The 18,233-nt window shown below is 45.5% G+C and carries 14 protein-coding genes; 10 read left to right on the forward strand and 4 right to left on the reverse strand.

Features of this window, described 5'->3' with window-relative positions; all coding sequences use genetic code 11:
* Nucleotides 1-167: 167 nt before the first annotated feature.
* On the reverse strand, nt 168-980 hold the full coding sequence (locus tag CAG69_RS07545) for an AraC family transcriptional regulator (RefSeq protein ID WP_161443502.1): 813 nt from the start codon (nt 978-980) through the stop codon (nt 168-170).
* A gap of 974 nt (nt 981-1,954) precedes the next feature.
* Between CAG69_RS07545 and CAG69_RS07550 the strand changes: the two genes are divergently transcribed.
* Nucleotides 1,955-2,674 (forward strand): PAS domain-containing protein, encoded by a 720-nt coding sequence (locus tag CAG69_RS07550; RefSeq protein ID WP_161443504.1) that lies wholly within the window; start codon nt 1,955-1,957, stop codon nt 2,672-2,674.
* Nucleotides 2,675-2,746: 72 nt separating this feature from the next.
* On the opposite strand, the gene pdxH is transcribed toward CAG69_RS07550, so the two are convergent.
* Nucleotides 2,747-3,382, reverse strand: a complete 636-nt coding sequence (pdxH, locus tag CAG69_RS07555) for a pyridoxamine 5'-phosphate oxidase (protein WP_005392142.1) — start codon at nt 3,380-3,382, stop codon at nt 2,747-2,749.
* A 115-nt stretch (nt 3,383-3,497) separates the two neighbouring features.
* Between pdxH and CAG69_RS07560 the strand changes: the two genes are divergently transcribed.
* The 8 genes from CAG69_RS07560 to CAG69_RS07595 all read left to right on the forward strand — a co-directional run bounded on the left by CAG69_RS07560 (nt 3,498) and on the right by CAG69_RS07595 (nt 14,827).
* A complete protein-coding gene (locus CAG69_RS07560; protein ID WP_161443516.1) occupies nt 3,498-5,372 on the forward strand; it encodes a sensor histidine kinase in 1,875 nt (624 codons plus the stop codon).
* Complete coding sequence (locus CAG69_RS07565; protein ID WP_161443506.1) at nt 5,365-6,591, forward strand: sigma-54-dependent transcriptional regulator; 1,227 nt, start codon at nt 5,365-5,367, stop codon at nt 6,589-6,591. Before CAG69_RS07560 ends, CAG69_RS07565 begins: the two co-directional genes overlap by 8 nt.
* Before the next feature lie 172 nt (nt 6,592-6,763).
* A complete protein-coding gene (locus CAG69_RS07570; protein ID WP_005392136.1) occupies nt 6,764-8,155 on the forward strand; it encodes an HlyD family type I secretion periplasmic adaptor subunit in 1,392 nt (463 codons plus the stop codon).
* Between the two features lie 114 nt (nt 8,156-8,269).
* A complete protein-coding gene (locus CAG69_RS07575; protein WP_005392134.1) occupies nt 8,270-8,953 on the forward strand; it encodes a transglutaminase-like cysteine peptidase in 684 nt (227 codons plus the stop codon).
* Nucleotides 8,954-8,958: 5 nt separating this feature from the next.
* Complete coding sequence (locus tag CAG69_RS07580) at nt 8,959-10,872, forward strand: bifunctional diguanylate cyclase/phosphodiesterase (RefSeq protein WP_104973196.1); 1,914 nt, start codon at nt 8,959-8,961, stop codon at nt 10,870-10,872.
* Between the two features lie 15 nt (nt 10,873-10,887).
* Nucleotides 10,888-13,002, forward strand: a complete 2,115-nt coding sequence (locus CAG69_RS07585) for a type I secretion system permease/ATPase (protein WP_006740888.1) — start codon at nt 10,888-10,890, stop codon at nt 13,000-13,002.
* Between the two features lie 511 nt (nt 13,003-13,513).
* Entirely contained in the window at nt 13,514-14,107 is a 594-nt protein-coding gene (locus CAG69_RS07590) for a mechanosensitive ion channel family protein (RefSeq protein ID WP_012842403.1), read from the forward strand.
* A 135-nt stretch (nt 14,108-14,242) separates the two neighbouring features.
* Nucleotides 14,243-14,827 carry a flavodoxin family protein gene (locus CAG69_RS07595; RefSeq protein WP_161443508.1) on the forward strand — a complete coding sequence of 195 codons (585 nt, stop codon included), beginning with the start codon at nt 14,243-14,245 and terminating at the stop codon, nt 14,825-14,827.
* Between the two features lie 63 nt (nt 14,828-14,890).
* On the opposite strand, the gene CAG69_RS07600 is transcribed toward CAG69_RS07595, so the two are convergent.
* Complete coding sequence (locus tag CAG69_RS07600; protein WP_161443510.1) at nt 14,891-16,516, reverse strand: ABC transporter substrate-binding protein; 1,626 nt, start codon at nt 16,514-16,516, stop codon at nt 14,891-14,893.
* 141 nt (nt 16,517-16,657) lie between these two features.
* On the opposite strand from CAG69_RS07600, the gene mpaA reads away from it, so the two are divergent.
* Nucleotides 16,658-17,368, forward strand: coding sequence for a murein tripeptide amidase MpaA (mpaA, locus tag CAG69_RS07605; RefSeq protein ID WP_161443514.1), 711 nt, complete (start codon nt 16,658-16,660; stop codon nt 17,366-17,368).
* 19 nt (nt 17,369-17,387) lie between these two features.
* Here mpaA and CAG69_RS07610 read toward each other — a convergent pair.
* Nucleotides 17,388-18,233: SIS domain-containing protein (locus CAG69_RS07610; RefSeq protein ID WP_202600720.1), on the reverse strand; the 846-nt coding region annotated here is incomplete at its 5' end.

An 18,233-nucleotide genomic window follows, 5' to 3' on the forward strand; every position in this document is an offset into this window, starting at 1 on the left:
CGCTCGTTCTAAGAGAAAATGTAGGATCAAGTGGCATATCAGTCACACCAAAGGACAGAGAATTTAACAAAACGAGAGATAGGTCACGTGAATAAAACACAAAAAAACCATGCATATTGCATGGTTTTGTTCTGATTGCTGCTAATTTGACCTAAAAATACGCGTTGTTATCCAACTTGTTTTTTATAGCGGGATGGCGATATTCCCTGTAAGCGAGTAAAAGTATGAGTAAACGTACTCTGGCTTGAGAAACCAGTGAATTCGGCAATTTGCCCTAAAGAAAGGTGGCCTTGCTCGATTAATTCACGAGCCATGTCGATACGCTTTCCGAGAACATATTGATGAGGTGTAATCCCCATCTGCTCCTTAAACAAGCAATGGAACTGACTTTCCCCAAGAAACACTCGTCCCGCTAACTGAGCCACACTGATCTTATGGCTAAGGTGCTGCTCGATGTAGCGATCAATCGCCTCCAAATCAAAGCGTGACTCTTTTCGGCTAGTCTCAAATGCCGAGATATGGCGCTGCATCAGTGCAATCACAGTGTCGTTGCACGCACGACTTAACAGCAGATCATCCGGATGGTTTCGCATTTCCTGAACCAACATCTGTATCAGCTTCTGAATTTGACCGTCTAACTGGAAGTAGACATGGTCTCTCTCCAGGTTATTGATTTTTTGAAGCATTTCAGGATCATCATTTGTCGGTTTGGGCATATTCAGCACCAAAATATCCGATTGATTGATGACGCCACCGAAAGCATGATCAGAGCATGCGGTGACCACACAACCTTGACCAGGGCCGACAAGATTACCTCGCCCGCGCACTTCAAATTCGGCTTGCCCTTTTAAACCAATCACGATCTGCGTATAAGAATGATCGTGGCAATCCATATAAGACGGAAGTGTGATCAGCTCCGCCGGCTTTGGCAGTATAATCTCTTGATATGAAAGGATTTTTTGGTTATCTGAGTCACTCATTTTAAACAGTCGTCTTTACACGGTCAGCTTACGTCTTCGCATCATATACCTTCTTTGTTGGGTTGCAACTTTTACCCAACTCAATCGACAAGATCAAATCAGCATGATCAAGTTCATTTACATGATCATAGTTCCGGAACGATGATCATGCGAGGTTAATTTACGGTCAGTGAGCAACCAATTTTATTAACAAAAACGGATAGATAGGCAACACCTTACGTATACATAATCAATCAATGTAAAGATCCTTATTACCGAACAATCTGTTATTTTGTAAAATACCGTGCTCCATATTAGATAACTCGTCCCTGAAACGGATCGAAACCCACTCTTAAGCTCAACATAGAGGGATTTCCCCCCTTACTAATATGCCTCTGATTCAATACATTAGTTATCGAGCTTTAAGATGCATACGATCTAAAGCTCTCGGTATCTCATTGATACCTCTAACTTACTTAGCAGACCCTCGCTAGGTAATTTAGAACCTCTTCTACACGTCGACAAGATTATATCTTGTGTTGCCAGCCCGTCTTCAGGCTGGCTTTTTTTTCGCTTCTCAACAATGAAAACAATGGCATAAGCTGATATCATAGCTTTTGTCTCACTGTCCCTCTCATATGACTTAGGCACCGTTCTCCCTCTCGATGAGTGATATGAACGCCAACTAAATTACAACTGAGTTGTAGGAAGCATGATCAAGGACGATACGAGTTGTAAGCCGAACATCAGGCGGACATCCGTGAGCGCACATATCTGTAATGAAACAGACCATTTTCCCAATTAAATTCTTCGTTCAATTTCGTTGTTGTTTATCACTGTGTGACGAAAATATCGAACACCATGAACTTAATTGGATTGAGCGCCAATCAACGAACGTGTTCTAGCAACGTGACTGCCTACTTGGCAATGTCAATATTAACAACGCAACACGGACGTCTCTGTATTGGTAAAAGCAGTATGTAGTGAGTCCTTTTGTGAATATTTCAGTCGATACCATAGAACAATCCCTCCTTAAACAGCTACCAGGTTGTTGGGGATGCAAAGATAAAGATTCGGTATTCCGCTACGTAAATCAGGAATACGCAGAACTGTTGGGACACACGTCGCCCGAGGAGTGCGTCGGTAAAACTGATTTTGAGATGGTAAGCCCAACCACTGAATGTGCACAAGAATTTCAACGCCAAGATAAACACGTCATCGAAACTGGTGAGTCACTCAAAATTCTTGATATCCATCCTTATCCAGATGGCCGCTGGCGAGCGCATATCTTTACTAAAACACCGTGGCGAGATGACAATGGTAACATCGTAGGGACCATTTTCTACGGAAGAGAACTCACCGACACCGCCGTGATTGAAGTGGGGTATTGGGTTTGTCGTGCAATCAGCACCAACCCTAATCAGCAATCCATCTTTCGTTTCTCTGATTTACAACCAAAACCTGAGAAGCTCACATGTCGCGAGCAAGAAACGCTTTTCCTCTTGCTCTACGGCAAGAAGCCACAATTCATCTCTCAGGTCATGGGCATATCAACAAAAACCGTTGAAGGTCACGTCGCACGCTTACGTAATAAGTTTGCAGCGAACAGCAAGAACGAACTAATAGATAAAGCAATGGAAGCAGGCTACGGCTCTGTTGTACCCAAAACGCTGCTTAAGCATCAATTATCGGTAGTGTTGAATGGAGAGCGATAATTCGCGCCACTTTCTACCTACAAAAACACCGCCCAAGTGGGCGGTGTTTGTTTATTCATGAGGCACGAGAGTTTATGGCGCTAGACGGTCAATGTCCCAACTTCCGTCATGTTGGGAGAAAAGAAAGCGGTCATGAAGACGGTGTTCACCACCCTGCCAAAACTCGATGCTCTGTGGTTTTACGCGAAAGCCACCCCAGAAGGTTGGAACCGGTATTTCACCCTTAGCAAATTTCTGTTTTAGCTCTAAAAACTTACCTTCTAATACGCCTCGAGCAGAAATACGGCTACTTTGCTTGCTCGCGATTGCGGCTAATTGGCTCTCTTTTGGACGAGAAGTAAAGTATTTCATATTTTCTACTGCGGTGAGCTTTTCCGCCACACCAGTAATATGAACCTGGCGCTCTAACGGATGCCAAGGGAAGTGCAAACTAATATTGCTGTTATGCTCAAGCTGCTGGGCCTTGCGACTGCCTAGGTTGGTGTAAAATACAAAGCCATTTTTGTCGACGTTTTTCAATAGAACAATGCGTTGAAACGGCATGCCATTTTCATCAACCGTTGCAACTGTCATCGCAGTCGGATCCGTTAAACCCGCTTCAACTGCTTGCTCTAGCCACAGATTAAATTGATCAATAGGATCAGCTTTCAAATCTTTACGACGTAGCCCACCTTTGGTGTACTCACGACGAATATCAGCAAGTTCCATCTCTACTCCTTCACTCGTTTTTGTCGATTGTGCTCCCGATACTGAGGAAATACAAGGACATCATTGTGCTTGTTATCGTTGCCGCTCACAGCATCACAGTGTGTCATTTGATACCATGACACAAAAAACCAGTGAGCTGATCGTGAACTTACTCAACCCTAAAGCCCTACGCCATTTTCTATTGCTACTGTGTGCCGTTGGCATTTCAGGGCTTGCGCTTACTCATCATTACGCAACTCAATACCAACATGATCAGTGGCAACAAAAGCTAGAGAGACAAGCAGCGCAAGTGTCGCAAGAAGTCGACTACGAGCTGGCAAAGTTTGAACAGATACCAAACCTATTAAGTCACGATCCGAGATTACTCAAAGCTGTAGAACGCGGAGCGCCCTCTCACGAGCTCAACCTATTGTTAGCAGATTGGTTGAAACAAAGTTTGGCCGATACGATTTACGTTCATGACCGCACAGGGTTGGTCATTGCCTCAAGTAACTTTCAGCAAGAAGATACGTTTGTTGGTTCCAGCTTTAGCTATCGTCCCTATTTTAAAAATGCGCGACGCGGTGAACCTGCTCAATATGTCGGGTTAGGCGTTCGTTCAAATAAACGTGGGTACTTCTTCTCATCTCCGCTTTGGGTAAATGATGAGGTCGTTGGCGTGATCACGGTAAAAGTGAATTTGGAGCAGTTGGAACAGCGTCTTTCGCAAACCACGACGGACGTACTCATCACGGATAAACACAATGTCGTGTTTATGAGCAATTTGCCTAACTGGCGCTATCGTGCACTTTTCCCGCTGTCACCGAGTGCGATAAACGAGCTTACCGAAACGCGTCAGTATGGCGATACCTTACCAGAGTATTTTGGTGAGCTTACCGCGCAAAGTGGCGTCAGCGAGTTTGCTGATAATCAATTGCTCCTCTCACCCAATTACCTCGCATACGCGACACATTTATTGGATAAAGGATTTCGCGTCGTTGCCTTGATAAACCACAACACCGTCCTTGCCGCCGTTTTACAGGCTGATGTCGTCTTTCTGATTCTATATGCGCTCATTGCGCTGATTGCGTTGGCGTGGTTCCAAACACTCGTGAACAAGGCACGCCTAGCCGACCTTAATGTGAGCCTAGAAGAAAAAGTGGTGCAACGAACCTTAGTGTTGAGTGAGGCCAACCAAAAGCTACAACAGACCATCCGACAATATGAGCAAAGCCAACAAGAGCTTAAACAAACACAACAAGAACTGACTCAAGCCGCGAAATTGGCACTGTTGGGCGAGCTGTCTGCCAGTATTAATCATGAGATAAATCAGCCACTTTCCGCACTAAGAACCTATACCGAAAACTCGCAGCGTTTGTTGGCAATGGAAAAATACCCAATGGTCGCCGACAATTTGGGCAAAATGCTGACACTCAATGACACCATTTCGGAAGTCATTGCCCGCTTAAAAGTCTTTACTCGGAAAGCCACGCACGATTCACACAATGAAATCTCAGTACTGCACGACGCGGTACATACTGCCACCAGCATTTTGAGCAACAAGCTTATTAAGCAAGGAGTAACACTAAAAGTTCCGGCCATCGACTATGATGTGAAGCTGGCCATTCACAGCGTTGAATTAGAACAAGTGCTGATAAACCTCTTCCACAACGCCGCACAAGCGATGGAAAACCACTGTATCGATCCGCAAATATCCATTGCTGTTCAGTGTCATGATGACAGTTGCGACATTCTTGTTTCCGATAACGGGCCAGGGATGTCAGACGAAGCCCTAGCAAAAGTGTTCGACCCATTTTTTACGACTAAGCCGGAGGGTCTTGGATTAGGTTTAACAATCTCCAAGCGGATTATAGAGAGCTATCACGGCTCCCTCTGTGCCTATAAACATCAGAACACAGAACAACAAGCAGGAGGGATGACCTTTATCGTGACGCTACCAATAGTCAATCAGAATAAACGTACCCCAGAAGTGGAAAACGACCATGAATAACCCAGTTTTCTTTGTTGATGACGAACCACACATTCGTGATGCCGTGTCTCAAGCCCTGCTGATTGAAGGGATAGACGTCACCTGCTTACCAAACGCAGTAGAAGCCTTACGCGTAATCGACTCAAATACGCCTGCGATTATCATTACCGATATCCATATGCCCGTGATGGATGGCTTGGAGTTTATGCGAACTTTGCGAAGCAAAAACGATCACTTTCAATTCATCGTACTTACTGGACATGGAGATGTGAAAACCGCGGTAGATGCGATGAAAAGCGGCGCGTACGACTTTCTAGAAAAACCGTTTTCAACGGAACAGCTCATGAAATCGCTCAACAATGCCAGCGATAAACTGAACTTGTTGCAAGAAAACATCTGGCTTAAGAAAGAGCTCGACATGCAAACTCATGTTGGTCCGAAAATGATTGGTCACAGTAAGGCCATGGTTAGTATTCGTCGCGCCTTGATCAGTGCGCCTACAAGCCAGCCGCTCATTTTTGTAGGTCAAGATGGTACAGGTCGCCGGCTCGCCGCACAATTTGCCCACGACATACATGCAACACCGGATAGTGAGCTAATCGCCGCTTCTGGTGAAGACCTCTATGAGCTTTCATTAGAAGCGCTCGACAAAGCCATACACCGCTTAAGTGAAGGAAAACGCCACTGCAGTTTGTACTTACATAGCGCAGAGCATGTATCATTTGAGCAATGGGAATACTTGTTCAAGCACCCAAAACTTGAACGTGTTTTTGGCGCGACCACCCAAGCCGAGCCACCTCTAAAATCCCTGGCGACTCTAATTCACTTACCGACGCTCGATGAAAGAAAGGAAGATATAGGGCCTTTATACAAGCATTTTGTGCGCCACACAGCGAGTCGATATCAGTTACAGCCGCCACATATCAGCCTAGAAGAGGTCAAACACCTCACCAGTCTCGAATGGCCAGAAAACGTTAAGCAGCTACGCCAATTTGCTGAACTTCGTGCCCTCAAGCCAGATACTTTTAGAATGGAAGATTGGAACAGTGAGAAAAGTCTTGAAATTCAGAGTATGACTCAGCGCACAGAATACTTTGAATATTGCTTGTTATTCGATGCATTGCAAAGACATCGCGGCAGACTCAAAGAGGTTCAACTAGAATTACAGGTATCACGCAAAACCTTGTACGACAAACTAAAAAAACATCAGTTGGATAAAACCAAGTTCAAGGCGCAATAGCCATACTCTGACGGTATCTCCACTTTTCTTTTGCTAGAGAAGCATTGAAAACGCTCATTCGGAGAGAGAATGGTCTTCGTCTCATATTTTTATTCGCCGAGCATACTGACATGATCGGTTAATAATAATAAGATCAAAAAGATAATCAGCATTTATATAAGCAGGGACTGTGATGAGCCGAGATAACTACAACAAACTCAACAATGAAGAGTTGGATTTTGTTGACGACAAAACTGCAGCATTGCTCCTCAACACCCCCAACAGCGCACGTTTGATGCTCTGGGTGATGGTGTTGTTTTTTATTGCTGCAATAGGCTGGGCATCTTGGGCTGAAATCGACCAAGTCACTGTTGGTCAGGGAAAAGTCATTCCTTCTTCACAGATTCAAGTTGTCCAAAACTTAGAAGGTGGCTTAGTCAAAGAAATTTTAGTCAAAGAAGGTCAGTTGGTTGAAAAAGGTCAGCAGTTGCTTCTTATCGATGACACTCGCTTTCGCTCTGATTTTCGTGAGCGTGAACAACAAGTTGCCAACCTAACTGCGTCTGTGCTGCAACTCTCAGCTTCAATCAACAGTGTTGCCGTGAATCGTGATTTTGAAACGGAAAACTGGCGCCAAAGCGTAGTACTCGATTATGGCAAACTGACCTTTCCACCAACTTTAGAAGAAACTCAACCGAAACTCACTCAGCGCCAGAAAGCTGAATACCGCGAAGATTTAGACAATTTACGCAACCAACTTTCGGTGATTGACCAACAAGTTCAGCAAAAGCAGCAGGACTTAGTAGAGATTGAAGCGCGAGTAAGGAACTTACGTCAAAGCTATCAATATGCGAAGAAAGAATTAGACATCACCAAACCGTTGGCTGATGAAGGTGTTGTGCCTCGTATTGAATTACTCAAGTTACAACGCCAAGTCAACGACACCCGCCGCGAAATGACTTCCAGTGAGCTCAAAATCCCGGTATTAAAGTCAGCGATTCGAGAATCCATGCTTAATCGCATCGATGTTGCGCTCAAATTCCGCTCTGAACAGCAAGAGAAACTCAACAGCGCCCAAGACCAGTTATCTGCTTTGGTTGAATCAGCAGTGGGTTTAGAAGATAGAGTTAATCGAACCGTTGTGAACTCGCCAGTAACAGGCAAAATCAAAACGCTGAACATCAACACCGTTGGGGGTGTTATCCAGCCAGGCATGGATATCGTCGAAATTGTACCAACTGAAGATACGTTATTAGTAGAAGCGAAAATTGCGCCAAAAGACATTGCATTTTTGCGCCCAGACCTACACGCCATCGTGAAGTTTACGGCTTACGACTTCACTAAGTACGGCGGCTTAGAGGGTGAATTGGAGCACATCAGCGCAGATACAACCCAAGATGAAGAAGGAAATAGCTTTTACATCGTTCGTGTCCGCACCGATAAAACGAATTTTGGTCAAGATGCAGATTTACCAATCATTCCAGGAATGACGGCATCGGTCGATATCATCACAGGGAAGCGAACCGTTTTGGAATATCTACTTAAACCGATTTTAAGTGCCAAAACGAACGCCTTGAAGGAGTAAATCACACCAAGGTACTCACAACGGCGAGTATTGAGCGATAAGTGATTAAATAAAAAGCACTTGTTTCTCACTGACGAACCCTTTAGAAGAGTATACTTGTGATATGAGTCGAATATGCGATCCAATTTGAAGCGTAAAGTTACATTATTAATCAGTTTAAGTTGTTTTTCGTTCCAAATTGGTGCGTTAAGCAGTAAAGAACAACAATGGGTCAATACGGTCACAGCGGTGTACGGCGAACGTGCGGGATTGCGCGTAAATACATGGCGAAAAAACCTCGACTTATTTAAACAATTAGAGACACATGAACAGCTCGCTGGCGTCAACGACTTTTTTAACCAGCTGTATTTTGTTGACGACATAAAACTGTGGGGAAAGACAGATTATTGGGCTACGCCACTCGAATTTTTAGGGAGTAATGCAGGGGATTGTGAGGATTTCACCATCGCCAAGTACTTCTCGTTACTCGAGCTAGGAATACCAGATTCTAAGATGCGTTTGATCTACGTAAAAGCCATCGAACTGAATCAGTTTCACATGGTATTAGCTTACTACCCAACCCCAAGCTCTGAGCCGCTCATTCTCGACAATATCAACCCTGATATTGTCCGAGCCTCTAAACGTAGCGACTTGCTACCGATATACAGTTTTAATGGTACAAACCTGTGGTTGATGAAGTCTTCTGCTAGCACTGGAGAGCTGGCAGGGAAAGCATCACGGTTGAGCCTTTGGAATGACTTACGCTCGCGCGAACGTAAGTTGCAGTTAAATAAACCTAAAATTAACTATGACGAGTGAGAAACATGACCCTATATAAGAAGCTTGTAGTGGGAATGGTTACGGTCTTTATACTCTTGTTGGCATCAGTATTCGTAATCCAATTCAACACGACTCGAGACAGCTTGGAACAACAGCAACGTTCAGAGGTCAACAACACCATTAACACCGTAGGTTTGGCATTGGCTCCTTACCTTAAAGACAAAGATAAAGTCGCGGTAGAATCCGTGATTAATGCTCTGTTTGACGGCAGCACCTACTCGGTTGTTCGCCTTACCGCTTTAGATTCTGACTACCAAATCGTGCGCACTTACCCGGTTAAACCAAGTATGGTGCCACAATGGTTTATCGACATGAATCTATTCAAAGCCATTCACGATAAACGCGTAGTAACCAGTGGTTGGATGCAACTTGCTGAAGTGGAAATCATTAGCCACCCAGGAGCAGCTTACGAGCAGCTCTGGCAAGGCTTTATTGGTTTGTTATCTGCATTCAGTGTCATTTTCCTGGCTGGTTTAATTGCGATTTCGTACATCCTCCGTCGCTCACTAAAACCATTAGCGGCCATCGTGAAAAAAATGCATGAAATCGCTAATAACCAATTTGGTGAACCACTTGCTCGTCCAAGAACTAAAGATCTGATCGCGGTGGTAGATGGCATTAACATGATGTCTGCTCAAATTGAGCTGTCATTCAAAGAGCAAGCGAAAGAGGCACAACGACTGCGTGCTCAAGCTTACCTCGACCCTATATCCAAACTGGGTAATCGCTCGTTCTACATCAACCAAATAGACCAATGGTTGGCAGAGCAAACGCAAGGGGGTATCGCGCTACTCCATGCAGAATACATTGGTGACATTTACGAGACAAAAGACTACCAACGCGCCGATGCCCACGTAAAAGAGTTGTCTCAACGTCTGAAAAATACCATTGATGTGCCGGGAGCTACCATTGCACGCCTGTCTAGTGATGAGTTTGGCCTGCTTTTCCCACACATGGATGAAAGCGAACTACGCATTTTGGCGGACAGCATCGTGAACTGCGTTAACGGGTTGAACACTGATCCAACAGGTCTAGCCAAACCAAAAGCAGCCTTAGGTGTTGCGCATAGTAAAGACCAAAAAACGCGCTCTGAAATCTTATCTATGGTGGATAATGCGCTCTCGAAAGCCAAAGCTCAACCAGACAAAGCTTACGGCTTTATCGGCAGTGACACACCTTCTAACTTAATGGGTAAACAGCAGTGGAAAGCGCTGGTTGAAGAAGCGATTCATAGCGATTGGGTTAAATTCCGCTTCCAAGCAGCGAAGAACACTTGGGGTAAAGTGTTCCATAACGAAGTGTTCTCAAGCATCGAAAAAGAGGGCGAAACGTTCCGTGCCAACCAATATTTGTTCGCACTAGAGCAGTTAGACGCCACCAATATTTTCGACCAATACGTTATTGAGTCGATGATTAAGATGCTAGAAAGTGGCGAGCTAACCGATCCTGTCGCGATCAATATTGCGCAAAGCAGCTTGTCTCAGCCATCGTTCATTCGCTGGACCACCAGCATGTTAGAAAAACACGCAAAAGTGGCCTCTAAGCTACACTTTGAAATTCCAGAGGAGTGTTTTATTGATCAGCCTCACCACACGGCGCTGTTATGTAATGCCATTCGCCAATCCGGGGCTGAGTTTGGCGTAGATAACTATGGACGTAACTTCCAGTCATTGGAGTACATCCAAGAGTTCCGCCCTAACTATGTGAAGCTCGATTACCTATTCACACACAACTTACACGACGAAAAACAGAAATTCACGCTAACGTCGATTTCTCGTACTGCTCATAACCTAGGCATTACGACTATCGCGTCGCGTATTGAAACTCAAATCCAGTTGGACTTTCTCACCGAGCATTTTGTTGAGGTATTCCAAGGATTCATCGTCGACAAGGAATAAAAAGGTTTACCACAGATGAAAGACCCTTTACTGAATTCGCTCATCTACGTTAGCCGTTACTATGGGTTAGCTAACTCGCCAGAAGCGCTGGTCAATGGCCTTCCGCTTTCAGACGGCAAGCTAACTCCATTTTTGCTACCAAGAGCAGCGGAAAGGGCCGGATTGGTTGCCAAGGAAAACCGTGCAGAGCTGGAGAACATCTCCAGCCTGATTCTGCCGGCAATCTTAGTTCTTAAAGGCGGTGACTCATGCGTTCTCAACAGCATTAACGCGGAGACACGCGAAGCCGAAGTCACCACCTTAGAAAGTGGAATGGTGCCAATCTCCATTCCATTGGAAGACCTACTTGAGCAGTACACTGGTCGCTACTTTTTAGTTAAAAAGCAATTCCGTTTCGATGAGCGCTCTCCCGAAGTGCTCAAAACCAACGAAGGTCACTGGTTTTGGTCAACCTTGTGGCAGTCAAAACGTATCTACCGCGATGTTTTAATCGCCTCACTTCTCATCAACCTCTTTGCCGTTGCCGCCCCGCTGTTCACTCGTTTGGTGTACGACAAAGTGGTACCGAATCTCGCGTTTGAAACCTTATGGGTATTGGCAAGCGGCATATTTGTTGTCTTTCTATTCGATTTCATACTCAAATCGTTGAGAAACTACTTTATTGATGTCGCAGGAAAGAAGTCTGACATTCTGATTTCCTCCAAACTGTTCAGCAAAGTGATGGGCATCCGAATGGAGTCCAAGCCGCCTTCGGTCGGCGCATTCGCTCGCCATCTTCAAGAGTTTGAATCTATTCGAGAATTCTTCACGTCTGCAACCGTCAGTGCCCTAATTGACCTGCCTTTTGCCATTCTTTTCTTAGTGATTATATGGCTAATGGCTGGCGATCTTGTATATGTCCCAATGGTCGGCGTGGTCATTTTGATTGTTCATTCACTGCTGATTCAAGGACCGCTGCGTCGCTCTATAGAGGAAGGGTCACGCTTAGCATCGCAAAAATACGCCAACTTAATTGAGAGTCTAGCGGGGCTAGAAACCGTAAAAATGCTCAGCGCGCAAAGCCAATTCCAATACCGTTGGGAAGAAGCGGTGGCGCACATGGCGAACTGGAACATCAAAAGCCGCCGCATTACCGACAGCATCCAGAATGCGGCAGGCTTCGTGCAACAAAGTAGTAACGTTGGGATGATCATTCTCGGCGTTTATCTGATTGCAGAGGGCGAGCTCACTATGGGTGGCTTAATCGCCGCAACCATGTTGAGTGGTCGCGCCATAGGGCCTTTGGTTCAGTTGTCTTTGCTCTCAACGCGCTACAACCAAGCGAAGTCTTCTATGACGATTATCAATCAAGTCATGGAAATGCCGGACGAGCAAGAAGAAGGGAAACGCTACATCCATCGCCCAATCATCCAAGGTAAGATTGAAATTGATCGCGTAACGTTTCATTACCCAGACTCTCCTGTCGCGTCTATACGTAACATTTCTCTCACGATAAATCCTGGAGAAAAAGTTGCTATAATCGGTCGGATTGGTTCGGGTAAGACAACGTTAGAGCGATTGATTATGGGCTTGTATAAGCCAACAGAGGGACACGTACGTATCGATGATACTGATATCGCACAGCTTCACCACGTTGATGTTCGACGTAACATCGGCTGTGTGCCTCAAGATTCGAATCTATTCTTCGGTTCGATTCGCGACAATATAACCTTAGGTCGTCCACTAACCGATGACCGAGACGTGCTTGATGCAGCAAACCGTGCAGGCGTGACCGCATTTACACAATCGGATCCAGCTGGTTTAGAACGTCAAGTAGGTGAAGGTGGTGCGATGCTTTCTGGTGGTCAACGTCAAGCCGTCACGATCGCTCGTGCATTTTTGGGCCGTCCTCCCGTCCTACTCATGGATGAACCGACCAGCGCGATGGATAACCGCTCTGAAATGCATATTAAGCACCAGCTATCTCAGCTCAAACCGAGCGAAACATTGATACTGATTACGCATAAAACGTCGATGCTCGACATTGTTGATCGAGTGATTGTGATGGAGAAAGGCAGCATCATTGCTGATGGTCCTAAAGCGCAAGTACTGAATGACTTGAAGCAAGGCAAAGTACGTGCGGTTAGCTAACCGAAATTAGCATTTACAAAAGAGAAAGGCCCCGTTTACACTCATGTTTAACGGGGCTTATTTTATTGAGAATCCAAGATAGTTAAGCTCTTCAAGCGCTATCCAAACGAGCACTAGCCCCACAATCACGACCAACATCATAATCGCCTTTTCATCTTCTTCCATTTGATAGATATCCTAGCAAGCCATTTCACTCAACACGTCTTAGGTTATCAGGACAAAAATCATATTCAGCACGTTTATACGCTCCTAGCCTCATACAATACCGGATATGAGATACAGCTCAAACATTAAACACTTTAAAACCGCATCAACTTTGGTTGAATATATGCGGTGAGCGCAAACAGAAGCAAAGCTCTGCACACTATAGATAAAACTCTACAACTCTCCGTAGGTTCTAGGGAGAAATTCCTAGGTAGAGAGACGAAAAATGGAGAGAGAAAATTTGTGATTACTTACATCAGAAAATCAGCTATAACAGCGGTTTTCTTAATATCGTCGAGTTGAAGAAATGAATGATTGGATCCATCTAGATCAAGTGAGCCAGTATTTCACCGCTGGCTCTCTCGGGTACAAAGTCTTAATGGGCATTATTGTCCTGATTGCTTATCGCATTCTGAAGAGAATCGTCAATCGAGCCATTTTAAACTTAGCGACCTCAAAAGGTGTAAAAAAGGCCCGCCTGAGTTTTATTCAGCGTTGTTTTAACGTCGTGCTTTTATTTTTAACCGCGTCTGTTTTTGCCATTATCACCGGGATTGGCTATGGCGATGTGTCATTGTTCCTATCGTCCATTTTCGCCGTATTGGGTGTGGCGTTTATTGCGCAGTGGTCAATTCTGAGCAACATCACTGCCAGCTTTTTGATCTTTTTTGTCTTCCCATACCGAGTGGGCGATCGCATTAAAGTCGTAGACAAAGACGAAGACATCAGCGGCGAGATTCAAGAAATCAGTATGTTTCACGTGTTAATTAAGCACGATAACGGTAACTTGATCACTTACCCAAACAACCAGATTTTGCAAAAAGCAGTGCTAAAGCTGGCGAAAAACAAGCCAGAGCCAAGTAAAGCAAAATCTCGGATTTATACTCGCAGAAAGAAATAACCCACTAAAAAGCCGATGTATCTACATCGGCTTTTTTAATGCACTTCTTTTTAAGTTTTAGTGTTGACCTCAACCAAGCTTGAGGTTTTAGCATGCTCAACATTGCACATAAAACAGAAAAAGAAGGGATCTTTCATGTCCAAAATTGCGATCATTTACTTCACACAAACCGACGTTACTGGTCAGCTTGCTCGCGCGATTGCCTCAGGCGTTGAACAACAAGGCATTAAGCAGCAAGATGAATGTGAAATCCTCTCTCACCGAATTGAAGGCAGTGAGATTATTGAGGGACGTTTTGTGAACCCTAAACTAATGGATGAACTTGCTGAGTGTGATGCGATTATCTTTGGCTCACCGACCTATATGGGCGGTGTAGCAGCGCAGTTTAAAGCATTTGCAGATGCAAGCAGTGAATCTTGGTATTACCAAAAATGGGCGAGCAAAATCGCGGCTGGCTTTACCAGTGGTGGGGCAATGAATGGCGACCAATCTTGCACATTACAATATCTACAAACACTCGCTAACCAACACGGCATGATGTGGGTCGGGTTGGACAAGATCAGCAATTCTGGTGAGCAAAACCTGAATCGCTACGGTGTGCAAGGTGGTATTGTTGCACAAGGTGATGAAGATGGTCGGCTGCATACCTCTGATGTTGCAACGGCGGAGTATCTTGGCAAACGAGTCGCAATGCTAGTGGACAAGCTCTCCGCTCGCTAACAATAAAAAGAAGCCCCTTAAGACACATCTTAGGGGCTTCGTATTTATCGCTTGTTTTGAGCGCTACTTCTTGATGTAGAGGTCTTTCGAGTAGATGCGCCCTTCTACGTTGTTTTTGGCAAAACCGCCAACCGTAGGGCGAACCAAACGTGCTTGCATGTAGTAATAGATTGGCGCGATAGGCATATCTGTCGCCAGCAACCGTTCAGCTTGGTCGTAAAATCCTTGGCGCGCTTTCTCATCGGTTGCAGCCAATGCACTGTTCATCGCGTTGTCGTACGCTGCATTGCTGTAACGTGCAAAGTTACCCGAAGAACCTGAGCGAAGTAAGCTCAGGAAAGTAGACGCTTCATTGTAATCACCGCACCAGGAAGCACGCATCACATCGAAATTGCCTTGTTTACGCGCCACTAAGTACGACTTCCACTCTTGGTTTTCTAACTCCACGTTTGCACCGAGATTCTTGTGTAGCATCGAGGCTATTGCAACGGCGATCGATTTGTTTGCCTCACTGGTGTTGTACAGCAATTTAAAATCGAGCGGCTTGTCTTTGCTGTAACCCGCTTCTTTTAACAACTGACGCGCTTTCTCGTCACGTTGTTGCTGACTCCACTTACTATACTCAGGGGGCGTCGCATCAAAACCGGCAGTGTACTGATGCGCAAAGGTATACGCAGGAAGGTTGCCCACTTGCGTGACACCATTCGTAATCACATCACGCATGATGGAGTACGACACCGCTTGACGCACTCGCGCATCATCAAATGGCGGACGAGTGGTATTGAACGCGTAGTAATACGTGCACAGTAATGGCACCACCGTGTAAGCCTGCTTGTAATCTTGTTTAAGCTTCTGCGCCATATGAGTCGGCACATCTGACGTGATATCCAGCTCTCCTGCCGCATAACGATTGATTGACGCGTTTTGGTTTTCAAACGGAATGTAAGTCACTTTGTTTAAATGCGTATCTGCGCTGTCCCAGTAATTTGGACTCTTAACCAGTTCAATGCGCTCATTCACGACCCACTTATCCAATGTGAATGCACCATTGCCAACAAATTGGTCTGGATCGCTCCACGGCTTGTCGCGGTTTTCCACTGTCGCTTGATGCACTGGCATCATGGACGTGTGCCCAGTCATGGCAACAAAGTACGGAACTTGACTGTCCAACTCAAAACGTAGGGTGTATTTATCCACCGCCTTGATACCGAGCTCGTCCAAAGGCTTTTTGCCCTCTGCTACATCGGCGATGTTTTTGATCTTGGTGAGTTTGAGATACCAAACATTTGGAGAAGCGGTTTTCGGATCTACCGCTCGGCGCAGTGAATAGACAAAATCCTCCGCCGTCACAGGCTCGCCATTCGACCATTTCGCTTCTTTGCGCAAGTGAAAAGTAAAGGTTTGGTTGTCGTTGGTTTCCCATGATTCTGCCACACCGGGAATGATGTTTCCGTCACGATCTTGAATCACAAGCCCTTCAAATAAGTCACGAATCACATGCATTTCTGGCAGACCTTCGGCTTTCGCAGGGTCAAGCGTCGCCGCCTCTGCGTCATTCGCACGTACTAAATGCTGTTCTGCGGCAAGTTGAATGCCTTTAGGTAAGGTCTCCGCAGCAACTGATGTAGCAAGAAAAGGGGTGAATAAAGAGGAAATCAGCAACGCCGTTGAATGTTTTTTAAAATCCATATCGTTTTTCGTTCTCCTAACGCGTCTTGTGAAGCAAGTGCCACAATTAACATTTCAACCGTTGACGAGTTTAAACGGTTCAGTTTAGCTAGGTGTAATTAGCTTAGATATTGATACTACTTCATCAATCAGGAGATTACGGTGAGTCTAATTCCAAGAACGGAAAGAGCGGCATTTTTAATTCGGCCAACAATATACGGTCAATCCGTGCTTGGTGCGCCATTACTGTATTTTCCGGCACAAGTCGAAAGTGCTTCGCGAGGTTTGATTTTGGCAGGCACTCACGGGGATGAGACAGCCTCGATTGCAGGTTTGTCCTGTGCGCTAAGAAGCTTGCCTGCTGAAAACTTACGACATGATGTGATTCTGTCAATGAATCCTGACGGCAACCAGCTAGGCACACGTGCAAATGCAAACCAAGTGGATCTCAATCGCGCGTTTCCAACCCAAAATTGGACTGAGCATGGCACCGTGTATCGATGGAGCTCTCACACACCCGTTCGAGACGTAAAGGTGAAAACTGGCACTAAAAACCAACTAGAGCCTGAAGTTAGCGCATTAATTAACTTGATTGAACTGCGCAAGCCAAAGTTTGTGGTGTCATTTCATGAACCGCTTGCGTTTGTGGATGATCCCAAACATTCCGACCTTGCCAAATGGCTCAGCGAGCAGTTCCAACTGCCAATCGTAGACGATGTCGACTACGAAACGCCCGGCTCATTCGGCACTTGGTGTAGCGAACGTAATTTACCTTGCATCACGTTGGAGTTACCTGCGATCTCTGCCGATCTCACCATTGAAAAGCATCTGTCCGCCTTTATTGCTTTGCTGAGGCACGATCCGGATCTTTAGTCCGCTGTTGAACAAGCGATCATGTGAGGATCTGCTTGATATCGGTACTGATATCGCTGATCAACTGACGGGCACTGTCGTCTCTTTGTTGAACCAAAACAATAAACAACAAATCGGTGATCACGTTTTGCGCGGTGCGCGAAGCAATGGATGAGCTGCGATGTTCCGTTTCATTGGCAATCGTATCAAACGTAATGTCGGCAATACCACGCAAGCGACTTCTTCCAGGCGCAGATAACGCAATCACCTTCGCGCCCTGCTCTTTTGCCGCTTCTGCCGCGACGAGAATTTCTTTGCGCTCACCCGAAAACGAGATTGTGATCTGAACATCTTCTGGAGAAAGCGTGCGGGCAACAGCAATCTGCACATGGCTGTCTTGTTCAGAAAGCGCCGTAATACCGAGTTTAAGCAGTTTAAAGCTTAAATCCTTCGCGGTCAGGGCTGAGCCCCCAATCCCGACCACTTGCACTCGACGCGCTTCACTCAACCATTTCACCGCTTGGTGACACGCTTCATAAGACAGCGCATTGGTGGTTTGAAACATAGCATCTGTTTTTGCTTTCACCAGTTTCTGTGAAATAACCGCGATAGGATCATCTGCCAAAATATCACTGTGCAACGGTGTCGACTGCATCGCATGCTTACGGCCAATCTCTTCATTCAGAGCTAACTTAAACTCGCTGTAGCCTTTAAAGCCAATACGCTGAGTAAATTTCACAATGCTCGATTGACTCACTTTTACTTGCGCCGCAAGTTCTTGGCTAGTGAGCAGCGCTGCCTTTTCTGCGTTTTCAACAATCCAATCGCCGACCAAACGACCACTTTGCGAAAGCTGAGTACGCCTCGCGACTATCTTATTGACAAC

The sequence above is a fragment of the Vibrio sp. V43_P6S15P86 genome (genome assembly GCF_009904725.1).
Classification (GTDB): domain Bacteria; phylum Pseudomonadota; class Gammaproteobacteria; order Enterobacterales; family Vibrionaceae; genus Vibrio; species Vibrio diabolicus.